Raw genomic sequence first — 16844 nt, 5'->3', positions numbered from 1 at the left:
TGTTACCCTTGGTTATCCTGACGCATGCGCCAGAGTTGAAAAATGTTGACGCCCGCATAGATGAACCCTGCCAGAGCGGCAAAATCAAACAGCAGCGCATAACGCCCCGGCATCCCCAGCGCGGGACCGACGAACAGGGTGACTCCAAGCCAAATCACCATCGTCACGGCGATGACGATGCCGATATGACGGCCCTTTCGGGCTATGGCTTGTTCCTTGTCCATATCCATCTCATCCCGATGCCCCGGATGGGCACCTGTCCTAATCTTCGTAAGTGCCGTCTTCCTTGGCGCGTTTGGCGAATTCGGTTTCCTCACCCGCAGCCAGTTTGGCCGCTTGTTCGATCCAGCCGTCCCGCTCGATCCTGCCCTTGAATTTCAGCCGAGCATCAACCCAGGCGACGTGCGCAGGCGTCCAGTTGGCAATCTGGTCGTAGTGGAAAAAGCCCAATTCATTCAGCGTTTCTTCAAGCTTCGGTCCGACGCCTTTCAGCATCTTCAGATCATCCGGCTTACCCCCCCGGGCGCCGGTCAGCGTCTCGGGTTGGTCTTCCTTGGCCTTGGCCTCTGCCGCCTGTTTGACGGCCGGTTTTGCCGGTTCAGGCGCTTTCGGAGGCTTTGGCGCCGCCTTCGTCGCCGCTGCCTTGCCATCCTTGCCCAGCCAAGGCGTCAGAATCGGAACCTCGGTCCCGTCGATCCGTTTGACCGTGTCACCCAAATCCGTGGCGAGTTCCACGCTGGCGTTGTACTGAGGTTTCCCTGCGTCATGCTCGGCCAAGCTGCTGAGGCCCTTTAGCGGTTCTGCTGCATAGCGCCCGTTCTGCGGACCAGGCGTCGGCACCTTGCCTGCGGCCAGATCATCGATGATCTTGCCAAAGCTATCGGCGGTCAGATCCTCATAGTAGTCCTTGCCGATCTGCGCCATCGGCGCGTTTGTGCAGGACCCCAGGCATTCGACCTCTTCCCAGCTCAGCTTGCCATCGGCGGACAACTCATGCGGCTTGGCGGCGATCTTTTCCTTGCAGACCGCAATCAGATCCTCAGCCCCGCAGATCATGCAAGAGGTCGTGCCGCAGACCTGAATATGCGCAATCGAGCCAACCGGTTGCAGTTGGAACATGAAGTAGAACGACGCGACCTCAAGCACGCGGATATAGGCCATGCCCAGCATGTCGGCGACGGATTCAATCGCCGGACGGGACAGCCACCCCTCCTGCTCCTGCGCGCGCCACAGCAAAGGGATCACCGCGCTGGCCTGACGGCCCTCGGGGTATTTGGTGATCTGCGCTTCGGCCCATTGCTGGTTGGCAACGGTAAAGACAAAGCTTTCGGGTTGTTCGGGGTGAAGACGGCGGAGCATTAGTCTTCCTTCACTTCTATTTGAAGGTTCTCGTCATTAGACGTAATCATACGACAGGAAACACCTTTGAGTGCCCCTTCGACCCCCTCAATGGTGAGGTTCATCTCGTAACTATAATTGACCAAGTTGAACGCCGAAATCCTTGCCACGTCCCTCAGGCGTTCAGCGCAAGCAGCAAGCACTTCCTCCCGCGTCTGCGGAAATTCCGGTGCAGCCTGAACATAGCTTTCAAGAAGCTCCGAAAGCACACCAACGTCTTCAGCCGATATTCTGTCGGAAACGAGATCGCTTCTGGGCTCCTCGGAATAGAGAGACCAACCTACCTCAGCGTTCGAAATACTTGCAGCAAAACACATCAGCGCAGTGATCGACAGCATCTTCAACGGTCAATCTCCCCAAACACAACGTCCATGGTGCCGATGATGGCTGCAACATCTGCCAGTTGGTGACCCCTCGCAACATGATCCATGGCCTGCAGATGCAGGAACCCCGGCGCGCGCAGTTTGGCGCGGTAGGGTTTGTTGGTGCCGTCGGCGACCAGATAGACGCCGAACTCGCCCTTGGGGGCCTCGACGGCGGCGTAAACTTCGCCTGCGGGGACGTGGAAGCCTTCGGTATACAGCTTGAAGTGATGGATCAAGCTTTCCATCGAGGTCTTCATGTCTGAGCGTTTCGGCGGGGTGATCTTGCCGCGCGCCAGAACGTCGCCGGGACAGTCGCGGATTTTGGCGATGGCCTGACGGATGATCAGCAGCGACTGGCGCATCTCTTCCATCCGCACCAGATAACGGTCATAGCAGTCGCCATTCTTGCCGACGGGGATCTGGAACTCGAACTCGTCATAGCATTCATAGGGCTGCGCGCGGCGCAGGTCCCATGCCAGACCCGAGCCACGGACCATCACGCCCGAGAAGCCGTATTTCTGGATGTCATCCTCGGTCACCACGCCAATATCGGCGTTGCGCTGTTTGAAGATGCGGTTTTCGGTCAGCAGCCCGTCGATGTCGTCCAGAACGGCGGGAAACTCGTGGCTCCATGCCTCGATATCGTCCAGCAGTTCGGGCGGCAGGTCCTGATGCACACCGCCGGGGCGGAAATAGGCGGCGTGCAGGCGGGCACCACAGGCACGCTCATAAAACACCATCAGCTTTTCGCGTTCTTCAAAGCCCCAGAGCGGCGGGGTCAGAGCGCCCACGTCCATCGCCTGTGTGGTGACATTCAGCAGGTGGTTCAGGATGCGGCCAATCTCGGAATACAGCACCCGGATCAGCGAGCCCCGGCGCGGCACCTCGACCCCGGTCAGCTTTTCGATGGCGAGACACCAGGCATGTTCCTGGTTCATCGGCGCCACATAATCCAGACGGTCGAAATACGGCAGGTTCTGCAGATACGTCCGGCTTTCCATCAGCTTTTCGGTGCCACGGTGCAGCAGGCCGATATGCGGATCACAGCGTTCGACGATCTCGCCGTCCAGCTCAAGCACAAGACGCAGAACCCCGTGCGCCGCAGGGTGTTGCGGGCCGAAGTTGATGTTGAAGTTGCGGATCTTCTGTTCTCCGCTCAGCGCGTCCGTGCTGCCGTCATCGTATCTTGAGCCGTCCATCAACGCCCTCGTTTCTTCTTCGCTTCGGCCCGAACCCGGACCTTTTCCGCCTCAGCCGCCTTGGCAGCGGCCCCGGCCAGCAGAACCCCAAGCGCCCCCAACGCAATCAGTTCCCCCAGACCCATCAGCGGCGCTCCATCTCTTGCAGTTTCATGGCCATGATCCAGATCAGGACCAGCGTTCCAATGGGGATGACGCAGGCGACAACCCAGTATTTCTCGATCCCGAAATGCGGTAGCAGTTTCAGCATCGGGATGATCGTGGCGACCGTGACGGCAATCCAGATCAGGAACTCCATGACTTACGACTCCTGTTTTTCATCCCCCGGAAGAATGTAATTGGCACCTTCCCAAGGGGACATGAAATCAAACTGGCGGTATTCCTGAACAAGGCTGACCGGTTCGTAGACCACGCGCTTTTGCGCCTCGTCATAACGTACCTCGGTATAGCCGGTGGTCGGAAAATCCTTGCGCAGCGGATAGCCGCGGAACCCATAGTCGGTGAGGATACGTCGCAGGTCCGGGTGGCCCGAGAACAGGATGCCGAACATATCGAACACCTCACGCTCGAACCAGTTGGCCGAGGGGTGTACATCGACGATCGAGGGCACCATATCCTCCTCGCGGATCGAAACCCGCAGGCGGATGCGCTGGTTCTGGTACATCGACAGGAAGTGGTAAACCACGTCGAACCGCTTGGCCCGTTCCGGGTAATCCACACCGGTGATGTCCACCAGAGACGAGAATTTGCAGGTCTGGTCGTTCCGAAGGAATTCCACGAACTCCACCAGATTCGATGGGGCCACATCCACATTCAGCTCGCCATGGGTTACATCCCAGGACAGAACACAATCGGATCGCTTCAACTCAAGCTGCGCGCCAAGTTCCTTGAGTGCTTCGCTCATAAGCTCTCTCCTCAGCGTACAATCGTGCCGGTGCGGCGGATTTTGCGTTGCAGCTGCATCAGACCGTAAAGCAACGCCTCAGCGGTCGGAGGGCAACCGGGCACGTAAATATCCACGGGCACAACGCGGTCGCAGCCGCGCACAACCGAATAGGAATAGTGATAGTACCCACCGCCATTCGCGCAGGACCCCATCGAGATCACATAGCGCGGCTCGGGCATCTGATCGTAAACCTTGCGCAGCGCCGGGGCCATCTTGTTGGTCAGCGTTCCGGCCACGATCATCACGTCCGACTGCCGTGGAGAGGCGCGCGGAGCGATACCAAACCGTTCCGCATCATAACGCGGCATCGAGGTGTGCATCATTTCAACCGCACAGCAGGCCAGACCGAAGGTCATCCAGTGCAGCGAACCGGTGCGCGCCCAGTTGATAATGTCTTCGGTCGAGGTCAGCAGGAATCCTTTATCCTGCAACTCGGCATTCAGGGCCTGGGTGGCGACTTCTTTGTCGACGCCAGCGGTGTTTGCACCCGTCATCACTCCCATTCCAGGGCCCCCTTCTTCCATTCATAGGCAAAGCCGATGGTCAGAACGCCCAGGAACACCATCATGGACCAGAAACCCACATCGCTGATGTCCTTGAAGCCGACGGCCCATGGGAACAGGAAGGCGATTTCCAGATCGAAGATGATGAAGAGAATCGAGACCAGGTAGAATCGAACATCGAATTTCATCCGCGCGTCGTCGAAGGCGTTGAAACCACATTCGTATGCGCTGACCTTTTCGGGGTCGGGATTGCGGACAGCCAGGACCACAGCAGCCAGAATCAGCACGATTCCAAGGCCCACGGCAACGGCCAGAAACACCAGAATCGGGAGGTACTCCCGCAGCAGGTCTTCCACGAATAGCTCCTTTCCTGCGCATGCCCCGAACGGGTGCGCCGTCAATTGGCGTGTTGACTGGACATTCTCTATCTGTGCGGGGTCAGAGGGTCAACCGAACAGAATCGCGCATGGGCCTAATTCTGGGCTTGCAAAACTGCGTTCTTATTTCAGTTCTACGGGCGAATCCTTTCAAGCGGAAACGTATGGTAAACCTAATTTTTCCATGCAGGTTTTCGTTTGTCGAAGAATGCGGCGATACCCTCTTGGGCTTCGTCGGTTTCCCACCGCCTGACCAAAGCCTGAATCGTCTGATCGATCACGCTATCATCAATTTTTGGTCCCAATGTCTGAACCAGATGTTTCGCCGAGGTTACAGCACCCGGTGCGCAGGACAGATAAGGCAAAACCTCTGCTTCGACGGCCTCGTTCAGCAGCTCGTCAGGAACTATGCGCGCCAATAGGCCCAAATCGACCGCTTCAGCCGCATCAAACACACGCGCAGACATAAAGACCCGCCGCGCGCGGGCTTCGCCCATGCGAGCAATGACATAAGGCCCGATTGTCGCAGGGATCAGCCCCAGACGGGTCTCGGTCAGACCCATTTTCAGCGTGTCGGCTCCGATGGCCACATCGCACACTGCAGCCAGTCCGACCCCGCCGCCAAACGCGTTGCCTTGCAGCGCGCCAATCAGCGGCTTGGGCAAGCAGTTCAGAGCGTTCAGCATTTCAGCCAGTTTGCGGGCTTCGACAAACCGCGTTTCAGGGTCGGCTGCCATCTGATCCCGCATCCAGCCCAGATCCCCCCCGGCGCAGAAGGTCTTGCCCGCACCGGTCAGGATGACTACGCGAACAGCATCATTGCTGGCCAGCATTTCAGCAGCCTGCGTCAACTCGGCAATCATTTGCGCCGACATTGCATTGTGCTTTTCCGGGCGATTCAAGGTCAGAGTCGCCACTCCACGCGCGTCGATGTTCAGCAAGATCGTGTCAAACATGTTTTTTCCTTATCCCTGCCGCATCGCCCGCGCCATCTGCGCGGCCTCTTCTAGAACCGCCATGTCCAGACCGGTCTGATATCCCAATCGCTCCAAATGTGTCGCGACGGCTTCCGTGGCTACATTCCCCGAAGCGCCAGGCGCATATGGACAGCCGCCCAGACCGCCCACCGCCGCATCAAAAACACGAACACCAAGCGCCAGAGCTGCATCGATATTGTCGATGGCCCGCCCGTTTGTGTCATGGAAATGCCCCGCCAGCCGCGTCACGGGCACCCGCTCGCGCACGGCAAGCAGCATATGCGCAACCTTGTCCGGTGTCCCCCGCCCGATCGTGTCGCCCAGAGAGACCTCGTAGCAGCCCAGCGAAAACAAGCGATCTGCGACCTCAGCCACCTTTTCGGGCGGAGTAGGTCCGTCATAAGGGCAGTCCGTAACGCAGGAAACATAGCCGCGAACCGGCAAATCGATGTGGCGGGCAGCCTCTAGAATCGGTGTGAACCGCTCAATGGATTCGGCGATGGTCGCGTTGATATTGGCCTTGGAAAACCCCTCGGACGCCGAGGCGAACACAGCGATCTCATCCGCTTTGGCGGCCAAGGCATCTTCATAGCCCCGCATATTCGGTGTCAGCGCCGCATAGCGCACATTTTCGGCGCGCGTGATCCCGGCCAGAACTTCGGCACTGCCTGCCATCTGCGGCACCCATTTCGGGGACACAAAGCTGGCCACTTCAATGCGGTTGAACCCGGCCCGGCTGAGGCAGTCCACCAGCGCCACCTTGTCGGCGGCAGGGATATCACGCTTTTCGTTCTGCAACCCGTCGCGCGGACCAACTTCGAATATCTCGACCCGTTCATCCATGTTCAGCGCCCTCCCGGCTTCTTCTTGTTCCAAATACGGATGACCCGACCGTGCCACGCAATGCGCTAAACGAAAAGATCACGCTTCCTCCAACCGGATCAGTGCAGCCCCGGCCTCAACCTGAGCCCCATCCTCTGCCAGAACCTCGGCCACAACGCCATCGCGCGCCGCCAGCAGGGAATGCTCCATCTTCATAGCCTCAAGAATGGCAAGACGGTCGCCCTCTTTCACGGTCTGGCCCGGCGTGGCGAACACAGCCTTGATCAGACCCGGCATTGGCGCCTCGATCACATTGGTATCGCCCGTTGCACTTGTGTCTCTGTCCAGCGGGTCGATGACTTCGAAGGTCTGACCGTAAGACTCAAAGACAGTGATTACGTCGCCACTGACCACAACCTGTGGCATGGGACTGCCATGAATGGTCCAGCGCCGCGCTTCGCGAGCGGCAATAAGGGTCTCAGTGTCAATCTTCCAGATTTGGCGATCAGGGTTTTCGACCTGAACATCCAGGTCCACGGCTTTTCCATCCTGACGCAATTGCACAGCCCGGTGCAAAGGTGCCCATAACGAAAATCCTGTCTCCTCGCACGTATTCACAAGTTCCAGCGCTGTCATAGCCGCCGCAACATGTGCTGCCGAAGACGGCGGCACGTCCTTGACCAGATCGCCCAAATCCCGCCCGATCAGCCCTGTGTCAACATCGCCTGCAGCAAAACCCGCATGCCGCGTCAGCGCGCCCAGAAAAGCAAGGTTGGTTACCGTTCCCGCAACTTCGGTATGCCGCAATACCCGGTTCAAGGATTCCAGCGCCACGGCGCGCGTCGGACCATGCACGACGACCTTCGCAATCATCGGGTCGTACCAGGGGCTGATAGTATCACCTGCGCGAACGCCACTGTCGGCCCGGCAATCGACCGGAAACTCCAAATGGGTCAATGTCCCGGTGGCTGGCAAAAATCCCTTGGGCACATCCTCGGCATACAGCCGCGCCTCAAAGGCATGCCCATTGATCGACAAGTCCTCTTGCTGTTTCGGCAGGCGTTCCCCCGCCGCGACGCGCAGCTGCCATTCCACCAGATCGACGCCGGTAACCGCCTCGGTCACCGGATGTTCAACCTGCAGGCGCGTGTTCATTTCCATGAACCAGAACCGATCCGGGCGCAGCCCGTCCGAGGCATCTACGATGAACTCAACCGTCCCGGCACCTTTGTAACCGATGGCTTCAGCCGCGCGCACGCCGGCCTGCCCCATCGCCTCGCGCATTTCAGCTGTCATGCCGGGTGCCGGGGCCTCTTCGATCACCTTCTGGTGCCGCCGTTGGAGCGAGCAGTCGCGTTCAAACAGATGCACCGCATGGGTGCCGTCACCAAAGACCTGCACCTCGATATGACGCGGCTTGGCGACGAATTTTTCGACCAGAACCGCATCATTGCCAAAGGCGGTGCGCGCCTCTCCGCGTGCACTGTCCAGCGCCGCCGGGAAGTCCTCGGGGCGTTCAACCAGCCGCATACCCTTGCCACCGCCACCGGCGACGGCCTTGATCAGAACCGGATAGCCGATGGTGTCGGCGGCTCCGGCCAGATGCTCGGGGTCCTGATTGTCACCGTGATAGCCAGGCACCACGGGAACGCCCGCCTGCTCCATCAGCACCTTGGCCGCATCCTTCAGACCCATCTTGCGGATCGCATCCGCCGAGGGGCCGATAAAGGTCAGGCCAGCCGCCTCAACCGCATCCACGAAATCGGGATTTTCGGACAGAAAGCCATAGCCGGGATGGATCGCCTGCGCGCCGGTATCCAGCGCGGCCTTAATAATCACATCCCCCTTCAGATAGCTTTCCGCAGGGGCCGCGCCGCCGATATGCACCGCCTCATCGGCCATCACCACATGTTTCGCCGTGGCGTCCGCGTCCGAATAAACCACAACGCATGAGACACCCATTTTCTGGGCGGTCTCCATCACCCGGCAGGCGATCTCACCCCGGTTGGCGATCAGGATTTTGTTGAACATGTCCATCTACCCCTCGGCTGCCAGATCTTCGACAAGGCGAAATCTCTCGCAGACCAATTCCATCTCGGGATCAAACCCGCCATTTCTTTCGAAGTATCGGCGGTGACCTTCGCGCCAGCCTTCCAGCGTCTCATTCTCGCCCTCTGCCAGTGCGAATTCTTCGGTCACATCGCAATATCTGCAAATCGAAACCTCTACGGTTTCAATCACCAATGCCGGGCGATCATCCCAATCCAGCGCGATATCCTGCCGCCCTGGTTGCGGCATGTCCGAGCTTCCGTCCGGATAGTCACGCAGAGCGCCGCAAGTTGCGGTTTTCTTACCGGATCGGACCAAAGCCAGAAGTTCCGCGCTGAGAACCGGATTGTCTCCGAATTTAAAGGTTTGCGCCCGCGGGTAGCGTGCCTTTACCTGTTCCAGAACCGATCCCATCTTACATCCTGAACACGCCAAAGCGTGTCTCCTCAATCGGCGCATTCAGCGCAGCATTCAACGACAGGGCCAGCACGTCACGCGATTTGCGCGGGTCAACGATACCGTCATCCCAAAGACGAGCGGACGCGTAGAGCGGATGCGATTGCTCCTCGAACATCTCAAGCGTTGGGCGTTTGAACTCGGCCTCTTCCTCAGCCGACCACGTGCCGCCCTGCCGCTCGATCCCGTCGCGTTTGACGGTGGCCAGGACGCCTGCGGCCTGCTCGCCGCCCATCACCGAAATCCGCGAATTTGGCCAGGTCCACAGGAAGCGCGGCTGATAGGCGCGCCCCGCCATGCCGTAATTCCCGGCCCCGAATGAGCCGCCGACCAGCATGGTGATCTTCGGCACCGAAGTCGTCGCCACTGCGGTCACCATCTTGGCCCCATGCCGCGCGATGCCTTCGTTTTCGTATTTCCGCCCGACCATGAACCCGGTGATGTTCTGCAGGAACACCAGAGGCGTTTTGCGCTGCGAACACAGCTCGACAAAATGCGCGCCTTTCTGTGCGGCCTCGGAAAACAGCACGCCGTTATTGGCGATGATCCCAACCGGGCAGCCTTTGACATGGGCGAAGCCGGTCACCAATGTCTCGCCAAAGCGCGGCTTGAATTCATCGAACCGAGAGCCATCGACCAACCGCGCGATCACCTCGCGAATGTCATAGGGCGTGCGCAGATCGGCCGGGACCACACCGAGTATTTCCTCGGGGTCATAGGCCGGGTCTTCGGGACTGGCCCAATCCACAGTTTGCGGCTTGCGCAGGTTCAGCGAGCCAACGGCCCGCCGCGCCAAAGCCAACGCGTGAGCATCATCCTCGGCCAGATAGTCAGCCACACCCGACAGGCGGGTGTGCACATCACCGCCACCCAGGTCTTCTGCCGAGACGACCTCTCCGGTCGCGGCCTTGACCAAGGGCGGTCCGGCCAGGAAGATTGTCCCCTGTTCTTTGACGATGATCGTCACGTCCGACATCGCAGGCACATAGGCCCCGCCCGCCGTGCACGAACCCATCACCACCGCGATCTGAGCAATCCCCTTCGCGCTCATCCGCGCCTGATTGTAGAAGATGCGGCCAAAGTGGTCGCGGTCGGGGAAAACCTCGTCCTGATTGGGCAGGTTCGCACCGCCGCTGTCGACCAGATAGATGCAGGGGAGGTTATTTTCCTCGGCAATCTCCTGCGCGCGGAGGTGTTTCTTGACGGTCAGCGGGTAATACGTACCGCCCTTCACGGTGGCGTCGTTGCAAACCACCATGACCTCCTGCCCGTGCACCCGACCAATCCCGGCGATCACCCCGGCACAGGGCGCCGCATCCCCATACATCCCATGCGCTGCCGTCGCCCCGATTTCCAGAAATGGAGAACCAGGATCGAGCAAGTTCGCCACCCGGCGGCGCGGGAGCATTTTGCCCCGCGATTCATGCCGCGCGCGGGATTTTTCGCCCCCGCCCATGCGGGCGGCCTCGGCAGCAGCAGAGATTTGCGCCAGCGCGTCGAGATGGGCGGCGCGGTTTGCCTTGAAGCCCTCAGAGGCGGGCATGGCTTTGGATGTGAGTTTCATTTGTGTGCGCTCCGCTATTGATTGATATCGCTCGCCGAGCGTTGCAGAATTCGCAATGTGTGCCATCCGGCTAAAGCATCAGAGTAGTCACACACAGCTTGTTTAGACACTCCATCGATTTGGACAGTCTCGCAATTTGGCATCATGCTACTGAGGGAGGCCAACATTGCGCTATTTGCCATTTCTTCCGCAGTAGGAGGTTCAGAGTGATCAAGGCGGATATCCTCCGGGATGAGCGACCATTTCGACCCAACTTCGTTTTGCATCCAGTTAATTACTTCCAACAGACAGCTTTCAGGAGGCGCGTTGAAAGCGGCCAATTCACACATTTTCCTCCCTTGCGAAATGCATTGCGCATCCATCGGGATGGCAAGCGGAACGTTTGGAACGAACTCCGTGCAAGTCGTCAAAAAAGAAGCAGTCTCAAATTTGGGATTTTCGACTGTCTCAGCCGCCAGTTGCGTTCCAAAAACTACCGACAATCCAACAATCCAATACGTCTTTAAACTAAATTTCATTTGGCAGACTCCTTAGCGGCCATGCTCTTCAATTCCTTTCGGATCACCTTCCCCGTCACCGTCATCGGCAGCTCATCCAGAAACGCCACCTCACGCGGATAGGAATACTGCGCCAGCCGATCCTTGACCCAATCCTGCAACTCCTGACCCGAGGCCTCTGCCCCCGGTTTCAACACCACATAGGCCTTCACGATTTCGGTCCGCAGCGGGTCGGGCTTGCCAACAACACCCACCGTCGCCACCGCCGGGTGGGTCAGCAGGCAATCCTCGATCTCGGCGGGGCCGATGCGGTAGCCTGCCGAGGTGATCACGTCGTCATCCCGGCCAACAAAACGCAGGTACTCCCCTTCCCACACGCCACGGTCACCGGTGATCAGCCAGTTTCCACGGAACTTCTCGGCCGTCGCCTCCGGTCGGTTCCAGTACTCCAGCAGCATCGAGGCCGAGCCACGCCGGATGGCCACATCGCCCTCTTCCTTTGTCGGCGTGCCGTCTTCATCGACCACCGCGACCTCATGGCCCGGTACTGGTTTACCGATACAGCCGGGACGTGCCGGGAAATCCTCAGAGCAAGAGGACACAACCATATTGCATTCGGTCTGGCCGTAGAACTCGTTGATCGTCAGGCCAAACGCCTGCTGCCCCCAAGCCAGCATCTCGGCACCGAGGGGTTCCCCCCCGGATGCGACGGACCGCAACCCGGGGATTGCCTGATCCGCCGCTTTCAGCATCCGCAACGCGGTGGGGGGAAAGAACACATTCCGCACACCACCGCGCGCGATCACGTCAGCGCAGGCTTCGGGTGTGAATTTTTCAAGCCGGGCCGCAACAACCGGAACGCCCAGCGCCAGCCCCGGCATCAGCACATCGAACAAACCGCCGATCCAGGCCCAATCTGCCGGAGTCCAGAGGCAATCGCCGTCCCGAAGATGATTGTGGCTAATCGAAACCCCGGGAAGGTGCCCCGTCAAAACGCGATGCCCGTGCAGGGCGCCTTTGGGGCTGCCTGTTGTGCCCGATGTATAGATCAAGACGGCGGGGTCATCTGGGCCGGTATCGGCAAAAGGTACCGGCTCAGGCGCTTCGGCGAGTTTGGCCACCTGCACCGGCTCGGCCAGGTCACCCAGCAGCGCGGCACCTTCAGGATCGGTCAGAACAAGCTCTGCCCCGGCATCGCGTACCCGCGAGGCCAGTGCGTCCTGTTTGAACAGCTTGAACAGGGGCACCGAGATTGCACCGATCTTCCAGATCGCCAAATGAGCCGCCGCACACCAAGGCGATTGGCTGAGAATCACGCCAACCCGGTCACCCGGTTGGATTCTTTGCATCAAAGTCCACGCGATTGCGTCCGCCCTGCGCCCCAACTGACCATAGGTAACCGTCTGGCTGCGCTCTGCCGTCAGATCCACCACGGCCGGCCGGTCTGATGCGTGGCTTAGACACTGTTGGGACATATTCAGGCGATCCGGCACATCCCAGCCCCCCGCTGGGCTCAAACCCGGTATGCACTCACGCGAATTCATGCCCGCAAACCCCTGTTTTCATGACAATTTGACTCAGTGGATAGGTTACATATTCCGCTGGGTTTTTGATCCAGATCAGCGTCGGCGACACGCCCGGGCTGCAAGAAACCCCCATTAACAAAAGCAAAGGCATGAATATGAACAAGAGAATCGCCGCCCTGACGCTCACCTCTGCGCTGGTTGCGTTTACTGCTCCGGCGCTGGCGCAATCGCAGGGGGATTGGACCCTTGGTATCGGTGTTGGCTATCTGGATCCGAAATCCGACAACGGCACAGTTCTGGGGATGGACACCACCATCGACTCGGATACCCGACCGATCTTCACCGCCGAATATTTCATCCGCGACAACCTTGGCATTGAGCTGCTGGCGGCGACACCGTTCAAACATGACATCACGCTTGGCGGCAACACCAGCGCCGGCAGTGTCAAGCATCTGCCCCCGACCCTGTCGCTGAACTACCACTTTGTCACCAACAGCGCCTGGAAGCCCTATGTCGGCGCGGGTCTTAACTACACGATCTTCTTTGACGAAGACATGCCCGGGCTTGAGATCGAGGATTCCTTCGGCGTCTCTCTGCAAGCGGGTCTGGACTATATGGTTACCGAAAACGGGGCCGTGCGGCTGAACGTGCGTTGGTTCGACATCGACCCGGACGTTAACCTGAACGGCAGGAATATCGGCAAGGCCGAGATCGATCCGTGGCTGGTTGGCGTTTCCTACGTTCATACGTTCTGATCCATTGCCCGAAACGCCCCACGGATCCCTTTTCTGTGGGGCGTCTCTGATCACAGCATTTCGCTCATCAACTCACGCCCGATCAGCATCCGGCGGATTTCGCTGGTGCCCGCACCGATCTCCATCAGCTTTGCGTCGCGGAAGATCCGGCTGACCGGGGCATCGGCCAGAAACCCCGCCCCGCCCAGCGCCTGAACGGCTTGATGGGCCTGCGTCATGGCCTGTTCCGAGGCGTACAGACAGCAAGCCGCCGCATCCTGTCGGGTGACATCGCCCCGGTCGCATGCCTTGGCGACCTCGTACACATAAGCCCGGGCCGAGTTCATTGCGGTATACATGTCGGCGATCTTGCCCTGCATCAGTTGGAAACTGCCAATCGGTTTGCCGAACTGCTTGCGCTCGGCCAGGTAGGGCATCACTTCGTCCAGACAGGCGGCCATGATGCCGGTGCCGATCCCGGCCAGCACAACACGCTCATAGTCAAGGCCTGACATCAGGACGGCAACGCCCTTCCCTTCTTCTCCCAATACGTTCTCGAACGGCACCTCGACATCTTCGAAAATCAGCTCGGCCGTGTTCGACCCACGCATCCCCAGCTTGTCGAAATGGGGTGAGGTCGAGAAGCCCTTCATCTCTTTTTCGACCAGAAACGCCGTGATGCCTTTTGACCCCGCATCAGGATCGGTCTTGGCATATACCACCAGAGTATCCGCGTCCGGCCCGTTGGTGATCCAGTATTTGCTTCCATTCAGGCGGTAATGATCGTTGCGCTTTTCCGCCCGCAATTTCATCGACACGACATCCGACCCGGCCGAGGGTTCGGACATGGCCAACGCCCCCACATGATCGCCCGAGATCAGGCGTGGCAGATATTTCTGTTTCTGCTCAGCGTTCCCGTTCAGTTTGATCTGATTGACGCAGAGATTTGAATGCGCCCCATAAGACAACGATACCGAGGCTGAAGCCCGCGCGATTTCTTCCACGGCGACGGTATGCGCCAGATAAGACATGTCCGCGCCTCCGAACTCTTCGGGTACAGTAATGCCTAACAGCCCCAGATCGCCCATTTCTTTCCAGAGTTCGTTCGGGAATGCGTTCGAACTGTCGATCTCAGCCGCCATCGGCTTGACACGTTCCTGCGCCCAGCGGTGCACCATGTCGCGCAAAGCGTTCACATCTTCGCCCAGATCAAATTGCATCGTCGCCGTGAACATATGCACTCTCCCGCAGTCGTTAATGAACAAGTGTTCAATAAATAGATAGCAGCGAATCCGTAACCGGTCAATCTTTGTGGTTTCAGCAGCCCGAAACGAACAATGCCGCCCATTGAGGGCGGCATTTCAAAGGAACGAAGCGTGCGCTGCAGGCGCACTCCGCTGGACTACGATTGGAAAACCGCACCAACCTCGGCGCGGATAATGCGCGCGATCAATTGGCAATCCTCGATTGAAAATGTCAGTGGCACCCGCATATCCATAATCGACGCAAGAATCCGATCACTTGCGGGCATTGGCTCGCTGTCGGCATAGCGCCAACTGTCGTAGCGCGATGTAAACCCGGTCGGCTCGGACCCTCCAAACCATTTGAGTTCAACCCCACGTGCCGCACAGCGACGGATGACATCGCCAATCCGCTCGGATGACCAGTCCAGCAGTAGGAACTGAATAGAAGACCCGACATAGGTCTCGGCCTCGGGTCGTTCGACAATCGTCAGGCCCGGCGTGCCGCGTAGACCTTTTTCAATCTCGTCATACCGCTCGTTCCAACGGTCAACCTGCCGGTCAAGGTCGCGCAACTGAGGCCGCAGGATAGCCGCCCGCAGATTGTCCATCCGACCCGATATGTTCGGAGTATCGAACTTGATCGTCTCGAAAACCTCGGGGGCTGGTGCTGCCAGATGGCGTTCATACAGCATGTATGACCCGGACAGCATTGTTGCCTTGGCCGCGATCTCCTCGTTATCGGTGGCCAGCAACCCGCCCTCACCCGAATTGACGTGCTTGTAGGTCTGACAGGAATAACAGCCGATAGCGCCCTGCCGCCCGGAAAGCTGCCCGCGCCAGGCCGCCCCCATCGTATGGGCACAATCTTCGATCACGACGACCCCCGCGGCATCGCAGATCTGCATCAGGCGATCCATGTCGCACAAATGGCCCCGCATATGGCTCAGCATCAGCACACGCGCCAAGGGCAGTTTGGCCTCAAGATCGTCCAGATCGATGGTCAAACCTTCGGTAACACCAACAAAAACCGGCTTTGCCCCGACCGAGGCAATCGCCCCGGGAACCGGTGCCAATGTAAAGGCATTGGTCAGAACCGCTTCACCCGGCTGCACCCCAACCGCGCGCAGAGCCGTGGCCAAGGCATAACCGCCCGACGCCACGGCCAGACAGTATTTCGCCCCCATCTGGGCCGCGAATTCCTGTTCCAGCAAAGACGTTTCGCCCACTTCACCCGGCGCCACGTTGTAACGATGCAGGCGGCCATGGCGCAGCACGGTCAGCGCGGCCTCGATAGCATCTTCCGGAAGGGGTTCCTGCTGGGTAAAGCTACCCGAAAAAATCTCGGTCATAGTTTAGTTTTGGGGTCGCTTTGTTCGGCGGTCAAGGGATCATGCAACCGCACCGATCAGATCTGGCACCAGCCCGGGCAGGTCATCGAAATGATGCAGCAAGGCCTCTGGCTCCAGCGCTGCCATATCGTCACCGGATGGCCCGAAGGTAACCAGCACCGAGGGCACCCCGGCCGCACGCGCAGTGTTGCGATCTGTGTCGGAATCCCCAATCAGCACACAATGCTTCGGGTGGCCACCGGCCCGCCGCGCCGCCTCACGCAGGGGTTCGGGATCGGGCTTGCGCACCGGCAACGTATCGGCACCCACCAAAGACGCGAACTGATCACGAACGCCCAGACGGGTCAGCAGCAGATCGGCCAGCCCTTCGGGTTTGTTGGTACAGATGCCCACGCCATAGCCTGCGGTTTTCAGGGCCTCTACCGCGTCCAACGCGCCGGGATAGAATACTGTGTGCCTATCAATGGCCTGTTCGTAGACATCCAGAAAAATCGGATAATACGTATCGACAGTCTTTTCACTATAAGCTCCGACCCGCTTCAACCCCTGGCTTAGCATCATGCGCGCGCCTCGCACCGCCACAGCTGCGTCCTGATCGGGCAGCAGGACGTCCCCATGCCCCATATCCCGGAAACAGTGGTTTGCTGCGGCCAGCAAATCGCCCGAGGTGTCCGCCAAAGTTCCATCGAGATCAAAAATCACACTGCGCATTCTGCCTCCGTTCCGGCGGGTTTTCGCCTGTAACTGTTGCAAACGGCAATCTTCTTTGATGGGCGAACCGCTTGCGCCTTTGCCGTCAGCGGATAAAACGGACCGCGACAAAACAAAAGAGAAAACG

Annotated in this window: 20 protein-coding genes; 1 reads left to right on the top strand and 19 read right to left on the bottom strand. The window is 59.1% G+C overall.

The window, feature by feature from the left end:
* Nucleotides 1-2: 2 nt before the first annotated feature.
* The 16 genes from ACP0GE_RS17235 to ACP0GE_RS17160 form a co-directional block, all read right to left on the bottom strand.
* Complete coding sequence (locus ACP0GE_RS17235) at nucleotides 3-230, bottom strand: DUF5337 domain-containing protein (protein ID WP_424833140.1); 228 nt, start codon at nucleotides 228-230, stop codon at nucleotides 3-5.
* A 31-nt stretch (nucleotides 231-261) separates the two neighbouring features.
* The gene (gene nuoE / locus ACP0GE_RS17230) at nucleotides 262-1359 is read right to left on the bottom strand and encodes an NADH-quinone oxidoreductase subunit NuoE (RefSeq protein WP_424833139.1); all 1098 of its coding nucleotides are present in this window, start codon (nucleotides 1357-1359) and stop codon (nucleotides 262-264) included.
* Nucleotides 1359-1742, bottom strand: coding sequence for a hypothetical protein (locus ACP0GE_RS17225; protein WP_424833138.1), 384 nt, complete (start codon nucleotides 1740-1742; stop codon nucleotides 1359-1361). Before ACP0GE_RS17225 ends, nuoE begins: the two co-directional genes overlap by 1 nt.
* The gene (locus tag ACP0GE_RS17220) at nucleotides 1739-2962 is read right to left on the bottom strand and encodes an NADH-quinone oxidoreductase subunit D (protein ID WP_424833137.1); all 1224 of its coding nucleotides are present in this window, start codon (nucleotides 2960-2962) and stop codon (nucleotides 1739-1741) included. The genes ACP0GE_RS17225 and ACP0GE_RS17220 overlap by 4 nt, the downstream gene beginning before the upstream one ends.
* On the bottom strand, nucleotides 2962-3087 hold the full coding sequence (locus ACP0GE_RS17215) for a hypothetical protein (RefSeq protein ID WP_010442774.1): 126 nt from the start codon (nucleotides 3085-3087) through the stop codon (nucleotides 2962-2964). The genes ACP0GE_RS17220 and ACP0GE_RS17215 overlap by 1 nt, the downstream gene beginning before the upstream one ends.
* On the bottom strand, nucleotides 3087-3260 hold the full coding sequence (locus ACP0GE_RS17210; RefSeq protein ID WP_424833136.1) for a hypothetical protein: 174 nt from the start codon (nucleotides 3258-3260) through the stop codon (nucleotides 3087-3089). The genes ACP0GE_RS17215 and ACP0GE_RS17210 overlap by 1 nt, the downstream gene beginning before the upstream one ends.
* Nucleotides 3261-3263: 3 nt before the next feature.
* Nucleotides 3264-3866: an NADH-quinone oxidoreductase subunit C gene (locus ACP0GE_RS17205; RefSeq protein ID WP_424833135.1), complete on the bottom strand. Its 603-nt coding sequence runs from the start codon at nucleotides 3864-3866 to the stop codon at nucleotides 3264-3266.
* Nucleotides 3867-3877: 11 nt separating this feature from the next.
* Complete coding sequence (locus ACP0GE_RS17200) at nucleotides 3878-4411, bottom strand: NuoB/complex I 20 kDa subunit family protein (RefSeq protein WP_010442777.1); 534 nt, start codon at nucleotides 4409-4411, stop codon at nucleotides 3878-3880.
* A complete protein-coding gene (locus ACP0GE_RS17195) occupies nucleotides 4402-4767 on the bottom strand; it encodes an NADH-quinone oxidoreductase subunit A (RefSeq protein ID WP_050602775.1) in 366 nt (121 codons plus the stop codon). The genes ACP0GE_RS17200 and ACP0GE_RS17195 overlap by 10 nt, the downstream gene beginning before the upstream one ends.
* A gap of 194 nt (nucleotides 4768-4961) precedes the next feature.
* Nucleotides 4962-5744, bottom strand: a complete 783-nt coding sequence (locus tag ACP0GE_RS17190; RefSeq protein WP_424833134.1) for a crotonase/enoyl-CoA hydratase family protein — start codon at nucleotides 5742-5744, stop codon at nucleotides 4962-4964.
* A 9-nt stretch (nucleotides 5745-5753) separates the two neighbouring features.
* Nucleotides 5754-6608 carry a hydroxymethylglutaryl-CoA lyase gene (locus ACP0GE_RS17185; protein WP_424833133.1) on the bottom strand — a complete coding sequence of 285 codons (855 nt, stop codon included), beginning with the start codon at nucleotides 6606-6608 and terminating at the stop codon, nucleotides 5754-5756.
* A gap of 78 nt (nucleotides 6609-6686) precedes the next feature.
* The gene (locus ACP0GE_RS17180) at nucleotides 6687-8618 is read right to left on the bottom strand and encodes an acetyl/propionyl/methylcrotonyl-CoA carboxylase subunit alpha (protein ID WP_424833132.1); all 1932 of its coding nucleotides are present in this window, start codon (nucleotides 8616-8618) and stop codon (nucleotides 6687-6689) included.
* A 6-nt stretch (nucleotides 8619-8624) separates the two neighbouring features.
* Nucleotides 8625-9050 (bottom strand): ASCH domain-containing protein, encoded by a 426-nt coding sequence (locus ACP0GE_RS17175; protein WP_424833131.1) that lies wholly within the window; start codon nucleotides 9048-9050, stop codon nucleotides 8625-8627.
* Between the two features lies 1 nt (nucleotide 9051).
* A complete protein-coding gene (locus ACP0GE_RS17170; RefSeq protein ID WP_424833130.1) occupies nucleotides 9052-10656 on the bottom strand; it encodes a carboxyl transferase domain-containing protein in 1605 nt (534 codons plus the stop codon).
* Nucleotides 10657-10670: 14 nt separating this feature from the next.
* On the bottom strand, nucleotides 10671-11174 hold the full coding sequence (locus ACP0GE_RS17165; RefSeq protein ID WP_424833129.1) for a hypothetical protein: 504 nt from the start codon (nucleotides 11172-11174) through the stop codon (nucleotides 10671-10673).
* Nucleotides 11171-12697, bottom strand: coding sequence for an AMP-binding protein (locus ACP0GE_RS17160; protein WP_424833128.1), 1527 nt, complete (start codon nucleotides 12695-12697; stop codon nucleotides 11171-11173). The genes ACP0GE_RS17165 and ACP0GE_RS17160 overlap by 4 nt, the downstream gene beginning before the upstream one ends.
* Before the next feature lie 137 nt (nucleotides 12698-12834).
* Between ACP0GE_RS17160 and ACP0GE_RS17155 the strand changes: the two genes are divergently transcribed.
* Nucleotides 12835-13434, top strand: coding sequence for an OmpW/AlkL family protein (locus ACP0GE_RS17155; RefSeq protein ID WP_424833127.1), 600 nt, complete (start codon nucleotides 12835-12837; stop codon nucleotides 13432-13434).
* A 50-nt stretch (nucleotides 13435-13484) separates the two neighbouring features.
* On the opposite strand, the gene ACP0GE_RS17150 is transcribed toward ACP0GE_RS17155, so the two are convergent.
* The 3 genes from ACP0GE_RS17150 to ACP0GE_RS17140 all read right to left on the bottom strand — a co-directional run bounded on the left by ACP0GE_RS17150 (nucleotide 13485) and on the right by ACP0GE_RS17140 (nucleotide 16717).
* The gene (locus tag ACP0GE_RS17150; RefSeq protein ID WP_424833126.1) at nucleotides 13485-14648 is read right to left on the bottom strand and encodes an isovaleryl-CoA dehydrogenase; all 1164 of its coding nucleotides are present in this window, start codon (nucleotides 14646-14648) and stop codon (nucleotides 13485-13487) included.
* Between the two features lie 167 nt (nucleotides 14649-14815).
* Entirely contained in the window at nucleotides 14816-16006 is a 1191-nt protein-coding gene (locus ACP0GE_RS17145) for a DegT/DnrJ/EryC1/StrS family aminotransferase (RefSeq protein WP_424833125.1), read from the bottom strand.
* Nucleotides 16007-16045: 39 nt separating this feature from the next.
* On the bottom strand, nucleotides 16046-16717 hold the full coding sequence (locus ACP0GE_RS17140; protein ID WP_424833124.1) for an HAD-IA family hydrolase: 672 nt from the start codon (nucleotides 16715-16717) through the stop codon (nucleotides 16046-16048).
* Between the last annotated feature and the right edge of the window lie 127 nt (nucleotides 16718-16844).

It is taken from the genome of Ruegeria sp. (genome assembly GCF_965243365.1).
Classification (GTDB): Bacteria; Pseudomonadota; Alphaproteobacteria; order Rhodobacterales; family Rhodobacteraceae; genus Ruegeria.
The sequence above is the reverse complement of the archived record's forward strand: the minus strand, read 5'-3'. Positions and strand labels throughout refer to the sequence as shown.